The organism is bacterium (Candidatus Blackallbacteria) CG13_big_fil_rev_8_21_14_2_50_49_14 (assembly GCA_002783405.1).
Classification (GTDB): Bacteria; Cyanobacteriota; Sericytochromatia; order UBA7694; family UBA7694.
Map to the genome: position 1 here is coordinate 36,246 of PFGG01000011.1, position 17,659 is coordinate 53,904.

At 51.2% G+C, this 17,659-nt stretch carries 12 protein-coding genes; 7 read left to right on the forward strand and 5 right to left on the reverse strand.

Annotated features, from left to right (window positions below):
- Window positions 1–103: 103 nt before the first annotated feature.
- Genes amrS through COW20_02330 form a run of 3 tightly spaced genes read left to right on the forward strand, consistent with a single transcriptional unit; the run spans window position 104 to window position 2,850 of the window.
- Complete coding sequence (gene amrS, locus COW20_02320) at window positions 104–1,180, forward strand: AmmeMemoRadiSam system radical SAM enzyme (GenBank protein PIW50357.1); 1,077 nt, start codon at window positions 104–106, stop codon at window positions 1,178–1,180.
- A 37-nt stretch (window positions 1,181–1,217) separates the two neighbouring features.
- On the forward strand, window positions 1,218–2,456 hold the full coding sequence (locus COW20_02325; protein ID PIW50358.1) for a hypothetical protein: 1,239 nt from the start codon (window positions 1,218–1,220) through the stop codon (window positions 2,454–2,456).
- Complete coding sequence (locus COW20_02330; protein ID PIW50359.1) at window positions 2,449–2,850, forward strand: hypothetical protein; 402 nt, start codon at window positions 2,449–2,451, stop codon at window positions 2,848–2,850. The genes COW20_02325 and COW20_02330 overlap by 8 nt, the downstream gene beginning before the upstream one ends.
- A gap of 15 nt (window positions 2,851–2,865) precedes the next feature.
- On the opposite strand, the gene COW20_02335 is transcribed toward COW20_02330, so the two are convergent.
- From COW20_02335 to COW20_02350, 4 genes are all read right to left on the reverse strand, one after another.
- On the reverse strand, window positions 2,866–3,741 hold the full coding sequence (locus COW20_02335) for a hypothetical protein (GenBank protein ID PIW50360.1): 876 nt from the start codon (window positions 3,739–3,741) through the stop codon (window positions 2,866–2,868).
- A 68-nt stretch (window positions 3,742–3,809) separates the two neighbouring features.
- Entirely contained in the window at window positions 3,810–4,529 is a 720-nt protein-coding gene (locus COW20_02340) for a hypothetical protein (protein ID PIW50361.1), read from the reverse strand.
- 120 nt (window positions 4,530–4,649) lie between these two features.
- Window positions 4,650–5,750 carry a hypothetical protein gene (locus COW20_02345; GenBank protein ID PIW50362.1) on the reverse strand — a complete coding sequence of 367 codons (1,101 nt, stop codon included), beginning with the start codon at window positions 5,748–5,750 and terminating at the stop codon, window positions 4,650–4,652.
- A gap of 10 nt (window positions 5,751–5,760) precedes the next feature.
- A complete protein-coding gene (locus tag COW20_02350; protein ID PIW50363.1) occupies window positions 5,761–9,012 on the reverse strand; it encodes a peptidase in 3,252 nt (1,083 codons plus the stop codon).
- Between the two features lie 236 nt (window positions 9,013–9,248).
- Here COW20_02350 and COW20_02355 point away from each other — a divergent pair, with 236 nt between their 5' ends.
- From COW20_02355 to COW20_02370, 4 genes are read left to right on the forward strand one after another with little or no spacing between them, the layout of a single operon-like run.
- Window positions 9,249–11,948, forward strand: coding sequence for a hypothetical protein (locus tag COW20_02355; GenBank protein ID PIW50364.1), 2,700 nt, complete (start codon window positions 9,249–9,251; stop codon window positions 11,946–11,948).
- The gene (locus COW20_02360; protein PIW50365.1) at window positions 11,875–14,577 is read left to right on the forward strand and encodes a hypothetical protein; all 2,703 of its coding nucleotides are present in this window, start codon (window positions 11,875–11,877) and stop codon (window positions 14,575–14,577) included. The genes COW20_02355 and COW20_02360 overlap by 74 nt, the downstream gene beginning before the upstream one ends.
- A 9-nt stretch (window positions 14,578–14,586) precedes the next feature.
- A complete protein-coding gene (locus tag COW20_02365; GenBank protein PIW50366.1) occupies window positions 14,587–15,825 on the forward strand; it encodes a hypothetical protein in 1,239 nt (412 codons plus the stop codon).
- The gene (locus COW20_02370; GenBank protein PIW50367.1) at window positions 15,822–16,985 is read left to right on the forward strand and encodes a hypothetical protein; all 1,164 of its coding nucleotides are present in this window, start codon (window positions 15,822–15,824) and stop codon (window positions 16,983–16,985) included. Before COW20_02365 ends, COW20_02370 begins: the two co-directional genes overlap by 4 nt.
- A 100-nt stretch (window positions 16,986–17,085) precedes the next feature.
- Here the strand turns inward: COW20_02370 and lspA are convergent, their stop codons facing one another.
- Window positions 17,086–17,637, reverse strand: coding sequence for a signal peptidase II (gene lspA / locus COW20_02375; GenBank protein PIW50368.1), 552 nt, complete (start codon window positions 17,635–17,637; stop codon window positions 17,086–17,088).
- Window positions 17,638–17,659 lie beyond the last annotated feature (22 nt).

A 17,659-nucleotide genomic window follows, 5' to 3' on the forward strand; every position in this document is an offset into this window, starting at 1 on the left:
TGTATCATACTACCACTTTGAAGCGCACAGCGTTGCACCGAGCCAAAGAACTCAGACCTGCTTTCGGTTACAATAGAGTTATCCATAAAGGGAGGTTCGAAGCATGCCTGAAACACCTGCTGAAACAATGCCGATTGCCCAATGGTGGGAGACCGATGAGAAAGGAAAAATCCTGTGCACGCTCTGTCCCCGTTTCTGTCGTATCGGAGCCGGTCAGGCGGGTTTTTGTTATGTTCGTCAGAATATTGAGGGCAAACTGTATGCCGCCTCCTATGGAAAATCGACGGGTTTCGCGATTGACCCCATCGAAAAAAAACCCCTGAATCATTTTTTACCTGGCAGCGCCATTCTCAGTTTTGGTACAGCAGGCTGCAATCTTGGCTGCCGTTTTTGTCAAAACTGGCATATTTCCAAGGCACGTCTGGTCGAAAAGAACAGTGTCGCCGCATTGCCTGAACAGGTGGTGGCCCTGGCCCAACAACACGGCTGTCCCAGCATTGCCATGACCTACAATGATCCCACCATTTTTGGAGAGTATGTCATCGATATTTCTCGCCTGGCAAGGGATGCTGGCCTGCGCAATATTCTGGTCACCGCTGGCTATATTACGCCTGAGGCCCGGCAAGACATCTACCGCTATATTGATGCCGCCAACGTCGATCTCAAGGCTTTCAGCGAGACCTTTTACCACAAACTTACCTTTTCACATCTCGAACCCGTTCTCAATACCCTGCGCTGGTTAAAACACGAAACCAATATCTGGTTTGAAATTACCAATTTGATGATTCCGGGTCACAATGACAGCTGGGATGAAACCCGGCGCATGTGTGAATGGATTCTTGAAAACCTGGGACCGGAAGTGCCCCTTCATTTTACGGCCTTTCACCCCGATTTTAAACTTCAGGATTCGCCGCGTACCCCTCAGGAAACCCTCAACCGCGCGCGCAGAATTGCGCAGAGTATGGGAATCCATTATGTTTATGTAGGCAATGTGCATGATCGGGAAGGCCAAACAACCTTTTGCCCACATTGCCAAAAACCCCTGATAGAAAGAGACTGGCATCGGGTTTTGAGCAACCATTTAACCCAGGCACAATGCCCAGAGTGTCATACCGAAATCGCTGGGGTTTTTACCCAAAACAGCCCACGCCTGCTTAAATACGGCCCAAATTGGGAATAATCAACTCAACGCAGCAATTATTGTACAAGAGGAAACCATGTCTGAACTTGTTGGCTACGTACTTAAAGATCTACTGCTCTCACAGGGCTTTGCCCTCTTGGGTGAAACCCAGCAACTCCAAGCCATTCTTGAAGATATCTGCCCAGATGAACAGAAAGTAATTGAATTGGTGATGCTGGCCTTCGAAGAAAAAATTCCTGAAAGGCTGCTGATTCCTGTTTCTGAAGCAGAACTGCCTAAAACCCTCACCCTGCTCAGCCAGGAACTCAGCGCCCAAAAACAACTGGCCCCCCATTTTTCTGACTGGATTGTCGAAACCTGGGCCAATGCCTTGGGAAAAACAAACGCCTATGCAATTTCACGCAATCTCTTGGCAGAAGCCGAAGAGATGTATCGAGACAAAATTCGTAGTGTTTTCTATGAATGGGATAGCTTATCTGAAGAAGAACAAGAAAAAGTTCAAAATCTACGTCAACAACTCCTTCTCAATGAAAAAGACCATGCACGGATTTGGGCTGAGGTTCGGGAAGAACAAAAACAGGATATTCTGCTCAATGTGAGTTTGATTGCCCCCAGTTCCCCGCCCTTTCAAAATGGATTGGGAATGAAGTTTATTCGGATTGAACCCGGCAAATTTTTAATGGGCTCCCCTGAATATGAACACCACCGCGAAGAAGACGAGACCCAACATTCTGTCACGCTGAGCAAGCCCTATTGGATTCAGACCACGCCCGTCACCCAAGCCCAATGGGAAGAACTGATGGGATTCAACCCTTCTGACTTCAAAAATCCGCTGCACCCTGTCGAAAACGTGTCTTGGTTAGAAATTGTTCAACGCTTTCTACCTGCTCTGAATGCCCGAGGAGAGGGGTTTTATCGCTTACCCACAGAAGCAGAATGGGAATATGCCTCTCGCGCGGGCAATACCAAAGCCTATTCAGATCGCAATGATGCCAGCACCCTGGATAGTTTTGCCTGGTATAACAATAACTCCAATTATCAGACCCAACCCGTGGCCCTCAAAACAGCAAACCCTTGGGGCTTGTATGATATGCATGGAAATGTCTGGGAATGGTGTCACGATTGGCATGCTCCCTTTTCAAATCAAGCGCTTGAAAACCCACGTGGCCCAGCCCAAGGCAAGGGCAGGGTGATGCGTGGAGGAAGCTGGTTTTGCAATGCTACCTCCTGCCGCCAGGCCGCCAGAGGCTATCTCCCCCCAGAGACACGTGTGCGTCTAACAGGATTTCGTCTGGTCAGGAACTGTGATGACTGAAACCACGTTCACCGTGCTTTTTGACGGGGTTTGCAATCTTTGCAATGCCAGCGTACAGTTTATTATCGACCGCGATCCCAAAGCAAAGTTTCATTTTGCCTCCCTCCAATCGGAAGTGGGTCAAGAACTTTTAAAAGCTCACAAACTGCCCACAGAAGGGTTTAGCAGTCTGGTTCTGCTTGAAAACGATCTGGTCTATATCCGCTCGACGGGAGCCTTACGCATCGCCCGACAACTTCAATATTTACGCTGGATGGGGCTTTTTTTGGTCATTCCGGCCTTTATCAGAGATTCTGTCTATGATTTTATCGCCCGCAACCGCTACCGCTGGTTTGGCAAGCAGGAAAGTTGCAGAATTCCCACCCCCGAACTGAAAAGCAGATTTTTAAGCTAAACAGCACGATTTCTACTAGCCTTGGGGAGGCTGTGCGGCTCCCTGGCGGCGCAAAGCCAGATTGACAAGTCGCAGGTTTTCAAAGGCCTGTAAGTTTTCATTGCGGTCCTGAATCCGTTGATGCTCGTGCCACTGGAGAAAAATGGCGACCAAAGCCCCCGCAAAGACCAGGACAGAAACCAGTTTTATTAGCCATCCTGCACTTTGCTGATCCCCATAGGCGCTCAATTGGGTAATGCGTGGCGCCAGTTGATAACTCAAATACAAAGCCTCGCGACTGAGCGTCAAAACACCAAAGAGAGGCACTTGGCAAAAAATTAAAATGATTAAATAGAACATCTGGCGAGAGAAATGGGGCCTGACATAGTGCAAGGGATGCATCAAAGGCAACCACATCACCAACCCCGCCAAAAGTACGGAGAGATGCTCCAATTGTGCTCCCCAGACATTATTGACAGAAAACGCACACAAGGGCGGCAAATACCAAGCCATCAGACCCAAATTAAAAAAAATCGCCGCCGGTATCGGTTGCCCCAAGACAAAAAGCAGACGATCCAGCCAAGGATAGCGTAAAACCACCTGATTGAGTAAGCCCGCACCAAAACCTGCCCATAAAAAAGGGGGAATCAGATAGGCCAGCAACAAATGCTGACTGGCCCGCGCTGTGATTAGATAGTTTCGCGCCAGGGTTTCAAGTGGAGAAGCCGTGGCCAGAAAAATCAAAACAATCCCTGTAAAATACAAAAAAATGCGAAAGGGGGAAATCGGACTGCGCCCATGGTGCAGTCTTTTCAAAAAAAACAGATAACCCAGGCTGAGGCCCAGCAAAAGACCTAAATTTAAAGGTTGAACATGCCAGGTGTTCAAAGAAATAAGGTGAGAAGGTGCCACGTGAACCGGATCTGTATCAGGATAAAATCATCATAGGCAGTGAAGCGGAGCGCCGTCAAGCCTTCAACCTAGATATCACGAAAAGGGTGATCCGGGGAGTCTAAAGAGGGGTATAAGAACTCTGGGAAGAGATAGCGAATCACCCCCGTATTGGGATCAATCTCAACCCGTGTGAACCCCCGGGCTTCCAATTTGGCAAGATGGTGTTCTGCTTTATCGATGCTGATCGGAGTATCTGCCGCAATTTGACCAATGGTCAAGATGCCTTTGTTTTCACGGGCAAAATGCAAAAGATAGCGTTCATAATCGGCGTCTGAACGGAGCGATAGACGGGCAAGAGCTTGTTTTGAGTCTGAATTCAAAAGATTTTTAGAGGAATTATTTTCATTCTTGCCCCTTGGAGTTCTCAGTGCCTGTCTGTTTTGAACAAATTGAGCACGCAGTAACATAAGTGGCGAAGCAGCGCTTAAGGCAAATTCTTCATCAGACTGAATAAGATAAAGAACCCCTTCTACAAAACCCACAAAGGCTGGTATTCCTGTCCAGAAAAAAATCATGTAGAGAAATCCCCAACCCATTTGACCCAAATAAAATTTGTGCCCCCCGAAGCCCCCCAAAGTCATGGCCAAAAGTGCTGCCAAAACTCTGTTTTTATAGAGCACCAAAGAATTCAAATCTTGATTGATACTCGCATTCACTGAAATCGAAGAACGCCGACGAAGTGCAGGCGCTTTCTGAGCGCATTGATCGCAAAAAATACGGCCATCGACTTTGTTCAAACAAAGCATACACACTCCGTGGCCGCATTCTACGCAGCTGCCGACGGCTTCGTGCTGAGAGTGGATAAAACAATGCATGGGGCCCTCCAGGGCTATCTTATCATAAAACCGCCTCCCACCATCCAGGGGTTAACCCATGGGATCGGGGAGGTCATCCAATTCATCGAAATTCCCGGGTTCATCATCCTCTTCACCCTCTGCCATTTCAAGCAGACTGGCTTCGACCACGGCCTGCATAATATCGTCATCCTCATTGCTGAGGAAACCTGAAAGGGTGGCAAAGACATCTTCATCCCAATGGGCAACCAAGGAAAGGGCTGCCTGTTTCTGAAGCAGCCAATGGGGGTCTTTGAGCGCTTCACGCAAGGCTTCACGTGCGTTTTCCTGCTGTTGCTGTTCACGCAAACCCAGGAGCGCATTGAGACGCCGCCCCCAGTCTTCATCTTCGCGCAAAACAGAAATCAAATACGCATTGCCACGGGGATCTCCTGATTTTGCAAGCGAAACCGCAGCATTCAGACTCACGCGAGAATTTTCTGTCGACTCAAATACCCGCCACAAATCGTCGGCAGCTGTATCTTCCTGCAATTCGCCCAAAACCTTACAGGCTTCAATCACAACCAAATGTGAAGGGTCACTCAAACAGCGGATATAGATTTCAACATTTTCACCATCTGACATTCTGCCCAAGGAGCGTACGGCCATAGCACGCATGGCATCGGGTTCTTCAGAATCAATGATCCGCATCAGCACAGGGGCAACCCGCTGATCGCCAATCGTTGCCAGTGCCCAGGCCGCAACCTGCTGGGTTTCAGCATCCTGAAGTAAATCTATCAGGGGTTGTACAGCACGAGAATCGCGCAGCTCACCCAAAGCCATGGCTGCAGCATCCCGCACTTCAGGCGCTTCATCCTTGAGGGCCTCAATCAGAGGTTGAAGTGCCTGCACATCGCCAATTTCAGCCAAGGCCGCAGCCGCAACCTCGCGCAGACGGGGCTCCGGGTCATTCAAGCGCTTGAGCAAAAGTTCTGTCGCGCGTACTTCCTCAGATTTTCCCAGAAGCCAAAGCACCTCAAGAAAACCAGGATGATCAGCCGATTCTGCAGTTTCAAGCAGGGTATCAATGACCTCTGCGTCGATCATTTCCAGCAAAGAACGGGCAGCGACTTCCCTGACCTGTTCGTCCTCGTTCTCAAGCATGGATATAAAAACAGTCTGTAATTCATTCATGATTTAAGCTTCATTCTCCCTGCGCTTCATGAGCAGGCAGGGGAGGACGACGCAATTCAGGTCTGCGGGTCAAATCCGGCACAGGAGGAGGATTTTCTGCAAGCATCAGCAGAAGCTGCCGCAGGGCCTGCTCCAGTTGAGGATCTTGCCCGGCTTTATAATCATGGGGAGCATATTCTACTTCAATATCGGGATCGGTGCCGTAGTTTTCTACCTGCCAGCCCACATCATTGAACCAGAAAGAATATTCAGGCTGGGTGGTCAAACTGCCATCCACCAAACGGCCCTGGCTGTTAATGCCAATCACCCCACCCCAAGTGCGTTTACCGACCAGGGGGCCCAGCTTGAGCATTTTAAAGGAATGGCTGAAGATATCCCCATCAGAGCCCGCATTTTCATCTGTCAGGGCCAGCATGGGGCCTGCGACCGTATAGGAGGGAAAGGGTTCAGGCTCACCCCAACGGGGCAAATCATAGCCCAAACGGCGGCGAGATAGTTTATCCAGGAGCAGTTGCGAAACATGGCCGCCCCCATTGAAACGCACATCGACCAAGAGGGCCGAATAATTGCACTCACTCAGGTAATAGCGGTGAAATTCAGCAAAACCAAAGGGCCCCATATCGGGAATATGTACATAGCCCACCTGGCCTTGGGACTGTTCATGCACCAGAGTACGGTTCTGTTCGACCCAATCCCGGTAACGGGCCAAGGTATCAGAATCCAAGGCATGCACCTGTACCGTACGGGGATTCTCACCCCCAAAAGTCACCAGCACATCGGTTTTGGCCTGATTGACCAAGGCCTGCTCTGGGGTAAAGGTCTGGCTTAAAGCCTGCCCATTGATTGCGGTGACAATCTCTCCGACCTTGGCATTGACCCCTGGTTTCGCCAAGGGGCCACCACGTTTGGCATCCCAATGATCGCCATGCACCAAATGGGTAATTCTGTAGCCATTCGCGGCTGAATCCCAGGCAAAATCGGCGCCCAAAAAGCCTTGGCTGTACTGAGGTTCGGTTCGGTAATCGCCGCCCATTTCATAGGCGTGCGAAGTGCCTGTTTCACCTTGAACTTCCCAAAGCAAATCGGAAAACTCTGAACGGGAAGCCACTTTGTCCAGCAAAGGCAAATAACGATCCCGAACTTCTTCCCAATCAATCCCCGACATATTTTCAGTCCAGAAATGATCGCGCATTCTGCGCCAGGCATCGAGATACATTTGTTTCCACTCTAAAACAGGGACAACGCCCAGCTTGATACGGTCTAAATCCAGCCAGCCTGATTTTTTGCCGGGTTTGCTGTCACTCAAGACCTTTTCAGCGGGTTTTTCAGCGGCGGGCAAAACCCGAAGCTTATTATCCACCCGCACCAAGAGCGATTTGTGATCCCCGGAAAGCTGAAAACTGTTGACCCCGTCCATAAAGACTTCTTCTTCACGGGTTTTGAGATTGAAAACCCGCAGGGTGCCACGAATTTTCACACTTTCTGACCAGTTCTGATCCAGGCTGCCATGCACGGGGTAGGTAATATAGAGCACTTTTCCGGGCAGGCCCAAGACCTTGCGGTAGCGGCCATCTTTAACAGGGAAGGCCACGATTCGATCGGCAATACCTTCAAGATCAATCTCAACCGGCTTGACCTTGGGCTGTTCTGCGTTGTCTTCGCCTTTTTCTTCGCCTTCAGGCTTGCTGTCTTTTTTCTCAACCAGCATCGCCGCATCGGGCTCAAAGGGAGAGCGCAAATCCTTGCGCAGGGTCAGCAGGTAGGGACGCGTGCCATAGGGAAAGCCCAAGGCAAAATGCATTTCATCATAGGCTGGATTAAACTCACGGGTAGAAATAAAGTAAAGATATTTGCCTTCAGGATCAAAGCAGGGTGAAAAATCCTCAAGTACGGGACGGGTCACTTCCCAGCTATCTCCTGTTTCAAGCTGACAGAGCTTGATCACTGAAATCTGAGGGGCTTTGGAATAGGAATAGGCCAACCAACGCCCGTCGGGTGACCAGGCCGGCATGCCAATGCCATTGTGCTGAATGGTTTCGTCAATCAAACGGGTCGTTAAAGTATCCAAATCCACCACCATCAACTGACGGCGGTGATTGACCACAGCCACCTGGGCTGTAACGGGCGAAACCTGAACATATTCAGGCCGTCCCAGAGAACGATCCGTGACCACTGCAGGAGGCTGAGAACCATCCAACCAATGGACTTCGACCTGCTCTTCACCGGAGGAATCCCCCACCAGGATCATGCGTTTTTGGTCAGAGAGGTACTGTGCCACCCGGTAACGGGTGCCTTCGCGTTCGCCATGCTGCACCACAGCCCCCGCCCACAAAGGCATGGAATAGGCCTTGCCACGGGTAATCACAGCAATAGAATGGCCTTCGGGATGCAAATGCTGGGCATTGAGGTATTTGCTGGGAGCCGCGAATTTACGGTTGGTCTGCACACGGGGACTGCGCCATTGGATCTCAACCTTTTCTGAAGTATCCTGTGCCAGATTCAGGCGGTAAATCTCTCCACCACATTGATAGACCAGATTCTGCCCATCGCTGTGAGGAAAACGCACATAAAAGTCTTCATGGTGGGTATGGCGTTTCAAATCCTGTCCATCTAATTGCACAGAGTAGAGATTGCCCACCCCCTCATGATCAGAGAGGAACCACAGGCGCTCAGCCAACCACAGGGGGGTCGCCAGATTGCCCTTGATTTCACGCAGAAAGGGTTCAAAGCCCCCCGTTCCCTGGCGATCCAGCCAGAAAACACCGGCAGTCCCCCCACGGTAACGCTTCCAACGGGCAGGATCCCAGGTATGGCGGCCAATCAGCATCCCGCCCTGAGGCCCCCAGACAATATGGTGGGCCATGCCATAATCCAGGCATTCGGGTTCACTGCCATCCAAGGGAACGGCAAAAAGCTCAACCATGCGCCGCAGAATCTGGCGATGCGATGAATTGCAGATCACGGCAGAGCTGTCAGGCTTCCAGCCTGAAACACGGGTGACCGCCGCACCGAAATAGGTCAAACGTCGGGGAGCGCCGCCTTCTGCAGGAATCACGTACACTTCCGGATGCCCTTCATCGGAACCAATATAGGCAATCCATTTTCCATCAGGAGAAAGCTGGGGACAGGAAATATGACCCAGATCAGCAGTCAGGCGGGAAGCGGCCCCTCCTTCCAGAGGAACCGACCAAAGGTCGTCTTCACAGCCAAAAACAATCTGATTGCCTTGAACCGTGGGCCAGCGATAGTATCCATTTGTCATTTTGCTTACCTCATATCAGGATCGATGCCATTTCAAAGTGGACTTTAGATGCCCCTTGATGGAATATATCAGAATACCATGCGCAGATGGTGGCTGCCCCACTTCAAGCGCAAGCCCTGAAAGCAGCCTGACTTTTTAGGCTGAGATCAGCAGTGATCGGGCCAGCCACAGGTTTCAGATGATACAATGCAATATCTACGCCGCAAGTTCCGAACCACTCTGAATGAGGTAGAATCATGAAAAAAACCGCACTGACCCTTGGCATCCTGACTTGCTTAATGGGCTATCAACCTCTCATCTCACCGGCTTTTTCAGCCCCCCCTGCTGCCCCCCAATTTGTACGTGCCCACAAGGGAATTCAGGAATATACCCTTGCCAATGGCTTAAAAGTTTTGCTGGTTGAAAACCATGCTGCTCCCGTGGTCAGCACCCTGATCGTTTACCGCGTGGGCTCGCGCAACGAAGCCGTAGGCTATACCGGTTCTACCCACTTTTTAGAACATATGCTGTTTAAAGGCACGCCCACGTTTAATAAACAGAAAGGCACGCAGATTGCGCAAACCCTGCAATCACAAGGCGCACGTTTTAATGCCACCACCTGGCTGGATCGCACCAATTATTTTGAAACCCTGCCTGCGGATCAACTCGATCTGGCCCTGCGCCTGGAAGCCGATCGGATGCGCAATTCCTTTATCGCAGATGCTGACCGCCAGTCTGAAATGAGCGTGGTGCGCAATGAACTGGAAAGAGGCGAGAACAACCCGGATCGTGTCATGTGGCAACAGCTTTTCAGCCAGTCTTTTCTGGCCCACCCTTACCACCACCCCACAATTGGCTGGCGCAGCGATGTAGAAGGTGTGCCCACCGCCCGCTTGAAAAAGTTTTATCAGGATTTCTATTACCCCAATAACGCCACCCTGATTTTGGTAGGAGACTTTGAATCCAAAAAAGCGCTGGGCATGGTCAATCAACACTTTGGCCCCCTGGAAGCCTCCAAAGAGCCGATTCCTGAAGTCTATACCCAAGAACCGCCCCAGCAGGGTGAGCGGCGTTTTACCATTCAACGCCCCGGCACCTTGGGCATTGTCAATATGGGCTTTCACGTGCCCCCTCTGGCCCATGCCGACAGCTATGCCCTGGACGTGCTCGACGCGTTGCTGAGCAAAGGGGTCACCAGCCGTTTGCATCAAGCCCTGGTTGAAAAACAATTGGCTGTTTCAGCCAGCAGTTCCAATGTCCAATTGCGCGATCCTGGATTGTTTGTGGTCTCAGCTAAACTGGCCTCTGGCACTCCCCATGAAAAAGGTGAAAAAGCCCTGTGGGCCGTGATCGAAAGTCTCCAAAAAACCCCCCCCAGCCAGGCTGAACTGGAGAAGGTCAAAGCCCAGATCAAAGCGCAATCGACCTTCAGCCGTCATGGCACACTTGAATTGGCCAGCGACCTGGGCGAATACGAAGCCATGGCTGATTGGCGCTATATGGTCAGCTACCTCGACCAGATTGCAAAGGTCACACCCGCCGAAGTTCAACGGGTAGCCAAAACCTATTTTCAGCCCCAAAACCGCACAGTGGGTTGGTTTGTGCCCCAGGCCGCCAATGAGGTCAAAGTCAACCAGCACGATACCGTCTACCAGCAGGTTGCTGAAGATAAAAAGCAACAAAATCAAGCCACAGGGGAACGTCCTCCGGTGGAGCGCCTGCCCCTGGGCAAAGGCAGTCTGGTGATTCAGGAAAATCATCTGGACTCGACAGTGGCGATTCATGGCTCCATTCTGGCAGGCAGTGTCAATGACCCCGCAGGCAAATCAGGTTTGGCCATGCTGACTGCAGATATGCTGGATCAAGGGACAAAAAAGCATAAAAAATTAGAACTTGCGCAAAAACTTGAATCGATGGGCGCGAACCTGAGTTTTTCTTCCAGTCTGGAACGTGTCGAGTTTACCGGGCGCTGTCTGGCTGAGAATACCGATGCCACCCTCCATTTGCTCTTTGAAATGCTTCAGGAACCCACTTTCCCCGCCGATGAATTTGCAAAACTCAAAAAGCAGACGGTGGATCGGCTCAAACAACAGCTGGACAATACAGACAGTCTGGCCCACAATCTGCTCTATACTTCACTCTACCCCAAAGGCCATCCCCATGCCGTCAGCATTGAAACTAAAATCAAAGAAATCGAAAAGCTCACGCTTGAAGATGTCAAAGCTTTTTACAAAAAGCACTACGGCAGCCAGGAAATGGTTTTAACCATCGTCGGCGATATTGAAGCCAAAGCCGTCAAAGAAAAAGCGCAGAAAGCGATTGCCCACTGGAAAGCTGACAACAGCGCCGCCATTCCTGTTCCTGATATCGCAGCCCAGGCCAAGGGGCAACGCGTGGTCAAAACACTCAAGGACAAGGCCAATGTTTCAATTGCCCTGGGTATTCAAACCGATCTTAAATTGGGAACCCCTGATTATTTCCCTGCGATCATTGCCAATTTTGCCCTGGGTCAAAGCTCCCTGTCTTCACGGCTGGGGCTGCGTGTTCGCGATGAACTGGGCCTGACCTACGGCATTTTCTCGTATTTTTCAGATGCCGGCCGCAGTGCAGGCCCCTGGTTGATTGGAGTGACCACCAACCCTGTCAATGTCGAAAAAACAATCGCCTCCACACTGGAGGTAGTCGAAAAATACCGCAAAGAAGGCATCAGCGCACGTGAGCTGGAATTGGCAAAATCTGCCCTGATTGGCTCCTATCTGGTGGGGCTATCTACCAACCCCAGTCTGGCCGATCGGCTGACAGATATTGAATTTTTCAAACTGGGTGACGATTATATTCAAAAACGTCGCGAACAGATTCAGGCCGTGAGCCTGGAAGAAGTGAATGCTGCCATTCGCAAATACTTCACCCCAGACCGCCTCAATACCATTATTGTGGGCAATTATGAAGGAAAATAAAAACATGAAGTATGCTTGTATTCAGGAAGAAGGGGGCGTTCAGGAATACCATTTAGCCAATGGCCTGAAGGTTCTGCTGGTTGAAAACAACTCGGCCCCCGTCGCCACAGTACTGGTCGTGTATAAGGTGGGTTCCCGCAATGAAGCGGTTGGATTCACAGGCTCCACCCACTTTTTAGAACATATGCTTTTTCGCGGAACGCCCCGTTTCAACAAGAGCAAAGGCACGCAAATCGCCCAGATTCTGAGCAAAGAAGGGGCCAATTTCAACGCCACGACCTGGGTCGATCGTACCACCTACTATGAAACGGTTCCTGCTGAAAAACTGGAATTGGCACTTGAAATTGAAGCCGAGCGTATGCAGCATGCCTTTATCCGCGATGCCGACCGCCAGTCTGAAATGACCGTGGTGCGCAATGAACTGGAGCGGGATGAAAACGAGCCCGACAGCGTGATGTGGAAGAACCTGTTTGCCCAGGCCTTTTTAGCGCATCCCTATCACCACCCCACGATAGGCTGGCACAGCGATGTGGAAGGCGTTCCCACCGCACGCCTGAAGCAGTTTTACAAGGAATTTTATCATCCCAACAACGCCACCCTGATTGTGGTGGGTGATTTTCAAAACAGCAAGGCCCTGGAGCTGATCGACAAACATTTTGGCGCGATTCCGCCCTCCAAAAAACCGATCCCCCAGATGTATACCCAGGAATTTCCGCAACAGGGCGAGCGTCGCTTTAAAATTCGTCGCCCCGGTCAATTGGGAATTGTACAAATGGCCTGGCATGTGCCCCCCCAAGAACATATCGACAGCCATGCCCTGGATGTGTTGCAGGATATTCTCTCTGAAGGCGTGAACAGCCGACTTTATCAAAAACTGGTCGAGACCCAAAAGACCGTCTATGCAGGTGCCTATAACCTGCAGTTGCGCGACCCCGGACTGTTTATCGTGCATGCCAAACTGGCCTCGGGCATTCAACACGCTGAAGTAGAAGCGGCCATGCTGGAGGTGCTCGAAGAACTTCAGAAAAAGGCCCCCAGTCGCAAAGAACTGGATCGTGTACGCAACCAAACCAAAGCCGCCTTTTCGTATAACCGCCACGGCACCATGCAATTGGCCAGTATGCTGGGAGAATTTGAAGCGACCGCCGACTGGAAATTCATGATGCACTACCTCGAAAATCTTGAAAAAGTCAAACCCGCTGATGTTCAGCGGGTGGCCCAGACCTATTTCAAATCAGACAATTTGACCGTGGGTTGGTTTATTCCAGAAGAAGCAGAAGCCGTCGATGTCAATCTGCGCAGCCGCCAGGAAAGCCGCAAACCCACAGCCAAGAAAGCCAAGGCCCCTGCGCTTAAACGTGGAAAATCTGAGCTGGATCGCCAGGAATTCGCAAAGGGCTCCGTGATTCTGACCCAGGAAAATCATCTCGACAATACGGTTTCCATTCAAGGCAAATTTTTGGCGGGCACTATTTTTAACCCCTTGCAGAAACCGGGCTTGGCCGAACTGACTGCAGGCATGCTCAAAAAAGGCTCAGAACGCTACGACAAGCTTGAATTGGCAGACGCCCTGGCACAAATGGGCTCTTCGCTGGACTTTCGACTGGGAACCGATCATGTCTCCTTTTCGATCCGCTGCCTGAGCGAACATGTCGAACCCACGCTCGCACTCTTGGAAGATTCACTGCTGCATCCGACCTTCCCGGCTGAAGAGTTCGAAAAGCTCAAAAAACAACGCATGGATCGTCTATTGCAACGCCTCGATAGCACAGATGCCATGGCCTATGACTTGCTCTATCGCCATCTCTATCCGAAAGACCATCCCCTCTACCAACCCACGGTTGAGGAATTGATGCAGGCCACCGAAAAGCTCAGTTTAAAAGACGTGCAGGCCTTTTATAAAAAGCACTATGGCCGCAAAGGCATGATCGTGGCTGGGGTGGGTGATCTCGATGCCCGCAGCCTGCAAAACTGGTTGGGTCAGCGCTTTGGCAGTTGGAACGCCAAAAATCCATTGCCACCTGCGATAGCCGAAATTCCCCGGCAAAAACAGGGAGTTTGGTTGGCCCATCCCATGCCCGACAAAGCCAATGTCAGTATCTTTCTCGGACACCAGACCAGCCTGAATCGCCTTTCTCCAGATTTTTTCGCAGCCACTCTGGCCAACCAGGCTCTGGGCCAAAGCTCTTTGGCTTCACGCCTGGGCATTCGTATCCGCGATGAACTGGGTTTAACCTATGGCATTTATTCTTATTTCGCAGATATTGGGCGCAGTTCAGGCCCTTGGCTGCTCTCTGTCAGCACGCACCCCGACAATGTGCAGAAAACCCTGGCAGAAACACGCAAAGTGATTGAGGAATATCTCAAAGAGGGAATCAGCGCTCAGGAGCTGGAAGACGGAAAATCCAATCTGATTGGTTCCTATCTTGTGAATTTGGCGACCCATCCTGAAATAGCCTACCGCCTGCTGCAATTGGAGCAATACCAGTTTGGTCTGGATTATTTCCAAAAGCGGGCAGGGCTGATTCGCAAAGTGACCCAGGCCCAAGTCAACAAAGCCCTGCGCAAGTATCTCCACCCCGAAAGCTGGAGTGTGGGCATTGCGGGCAATTATACCCTTGAGCAATAGCAGAGGTGAATGATGCAAGAGCGTAAACGACGGATTGGGGAATGGCTTCAGGTTCTCAATCTGGCTGAAACCAAAGAGATTGACGAAGCACTGAAAGAACAGGAAATGCACCCGGATTACCTGGGCGAAATTCTGATTCGCAGAGGCATTATCACAGAAGCAGTGCGGGATGGTATTCTCAATCTGCAAAAAATTCTGGGCAGTTCCACCCGTTTGGCCGAAATGGAAATTACACCCGAAACCCTTCAGACGATTCAACCGCGTCTGGCGCATAGCTATGGTGTTTTCCCAGTTTTACAGGTCGCCGATTGTCTGGTGGTCGCCACCTCACAGCCCCATGATAAAAACTGGAAAAAAAGTTTAAGTGAAAAAACAGGGCTTAAGCTTTACCCGATTTCCTTTCGCGCATCAGACATTGAAATGGCCCTGGCCACGTTTTACACCACCCAACAGGCCCGCGCCTCCACTGGCTTGGATTGGATCAGTGATCAAGTACCCGACCCCGGCCCCCGCCTGACCTTTGTGGGCTCAGGCGATGCCTTGGGTTCAGGAGCCCGCAACCAGACCTGCCTGCATATCCGCAGCAAGGAAGCCACCTTTTTGATCGATTGCGGTCCTTCTTCTCTGACCGCACTCAAGCAGATGGATCTCTCGCTCGATGAACTGGATGGAGCCCTGATGACCCACGCCCATGGCGATCATTTTGGCGGTTTGCCTTTCGTGCTCTTGGAACAGATTACCCAAGGCCGCACCCGCCCCTTTTGGATTATGGCTCCCCAGCACCTGCTTGAGCATCTCAAGCAGTTCAAAGACATGTGCTATCCAGGCCTGTTTGAGATTGCCCAATTTGAGATTCGCTATCTTCCGATTGAGGACGAGCCTCGCCCAGTTCCCGGCACCTCCATTATGGTTTACCCCTTCGCAATGGATCATATGCGCTCAAAACTTTGCCAAGGCTATCAGGTGCATCTGGCTGAAGAAAAAATTATCGCCTATACCGGAGATACCGCCTGGGGTGAGCATGTCGTGAATCTTGCCCGTGATACCGATTTGTTTATCTGCGAGTGCAGTTATTTTGATCCCGCTCCCGATGTGGTCAAGCATTTATCCTATCGCGAGATTTTTGGCAACAAGGATCAAATCAAAACCAAACGCCTGGTTTTGACGCATATGGGCGAAGAAATGCTGGCCCGTGCCAGTGAAGCTGAATTTGATACCGCTTTTGATGGACTCGTGATTGATTTGTGAAGTTTCTGATCGATCTGCGCTGGGCACGAAGCCAGACTTTGGATGGCATTGGTCGGGTCAGTCTTTGCCTGATGGCAGAATTATTGCGCATGGAGAGCCCCCATATTTTTGGCTTGCTCTTTGCAAATGCTGAACGGGCAGAGTTCGGATTGGCCTGGATTCGCAACTATGACACCCGCCCGATCAAAGCCACCTATCGGGTAGATCGGGTGGGTATAGATGCCCGCTCCCCCCTCAACCGTGTGGTTTTGCCACAACGGGTGCGTCAGTTTCAGCCCGACCTTTACTTTACCCCCTATTATCCCTTTCACCCCCCTGCGGGCATTCCCTGTATGGGCATGGTGCATGATTTGATTCCCCTGCGTTACCCTGAATATTTTCGCGAAGCCAGTTTGCCGTTTCGCCTGCTCATGACCCATGCCACTCCTCTGCAACTGCTTTTGCAAAGCTGTCAAAAAATCATCACCGTTTCACAGAGCAGCGCCCAGGATTTGCAGCAGATGCTGGGCATCTCCCCCACCAAAATCCAGGTGGTCTACCCTGGTGTGCAGGTTTTTCAAGCCCACCCCAACCCCCAGGAAGTTTTGCACCGTTTTCGGCTGCCCCTGAACAAACCTTTTATTCTGGGCGTTGGCCGACCTGAACCCTATAAAAACTTTCAGGGACTGATTCAAAGCTATGCCCGCCTGCCCAAACCCCTGCGGGAGGCCCACCCGCTGGTTCTGGTCGGGCCGGCTCATCCGCTTCAAACCCCAGCCTTGGAAGATTTAATTCAGCGACAGGGTCTAACAGCCTTTGTACACTTAACGGGCGCAGTAGCAGCGGCTGACCTGCCAGCTTTTTATCAAGGAGCCGCGCTGTTTGCCTTTCCCTCACTCTATGAGGGCTTTGGTTTGCCCGTGCTTGAAGCGATGGCCGCAGGTCTGCCCGTTTTGAGTTCCAATCGGGCCTCTCTGCCTGAGGCAGCAGGCGATGCAGCGATTCTTCACGACCCTGAAGATCGTGAGGGCTGGGCACGCCAGATCGAAAAACTTTTAAAAAACCCAGCGCTTTGCCAAACATTGCGGGAAAAAGGAAAGGCCCATGCAGCGAAGTTTAGTTGGCAACGTATGGCCGAAGGCATTTTAAAAGAGCTGGAGACAGTTGGCGCACAGGCCTGATCAGCTGGTGATTGACTTGCCCCCAGAGATAGAACGCCCAATCCAAACACCCTCTCTGTGGTTGATGCTTTGGGCCCTAAAATTTACAGAATAGGCGCAACTATTTCTGGGCGGGTTCCTGAGAACTTTCGAGTTCTGAAACCTCGGCCCCATCTGAACCCGGCTCAGGTTTGCGCCCTTCGGTCAGGGCATGCAGCAAAAGCAACCCGGCACCGGCCATAATCGCCACATCGGCCACATTGAAGATATTGGTATGCATCCAGGAAATGCCTGCATAACCCAAATAGAGAAAATCAACCACATGGCCATAGAGTGCGCGATCAATTAAATTGCCCAAGCCACCGGCTAAAACCAAAGAAAGAGCCGAAGTCATCAATTTACTGTGCTGGTTGCGCAGAATATAAACCGCCAGCACAGCCAGAACTGCGCCCACCCCCAGGGTGAAAACAGCTTTGCGCACGGGGTCGGGCAAGGAGGCTCCCAAGCTGCCCCATGCACCTGGGTTCAGGGCATATTGCAAGCGCAAGATACCCTCGAAATAAACCTGGGCTGGCTTACCGGCCAAATGGGCAGTGGCCTGCATTTTGCTCCACTGATCCAAGCCTACACAGGGCAAGGTGATCAGCAGCATTAAAATCATACGTTGACGCATTCAAAAACCTCTTTAGGCAAAC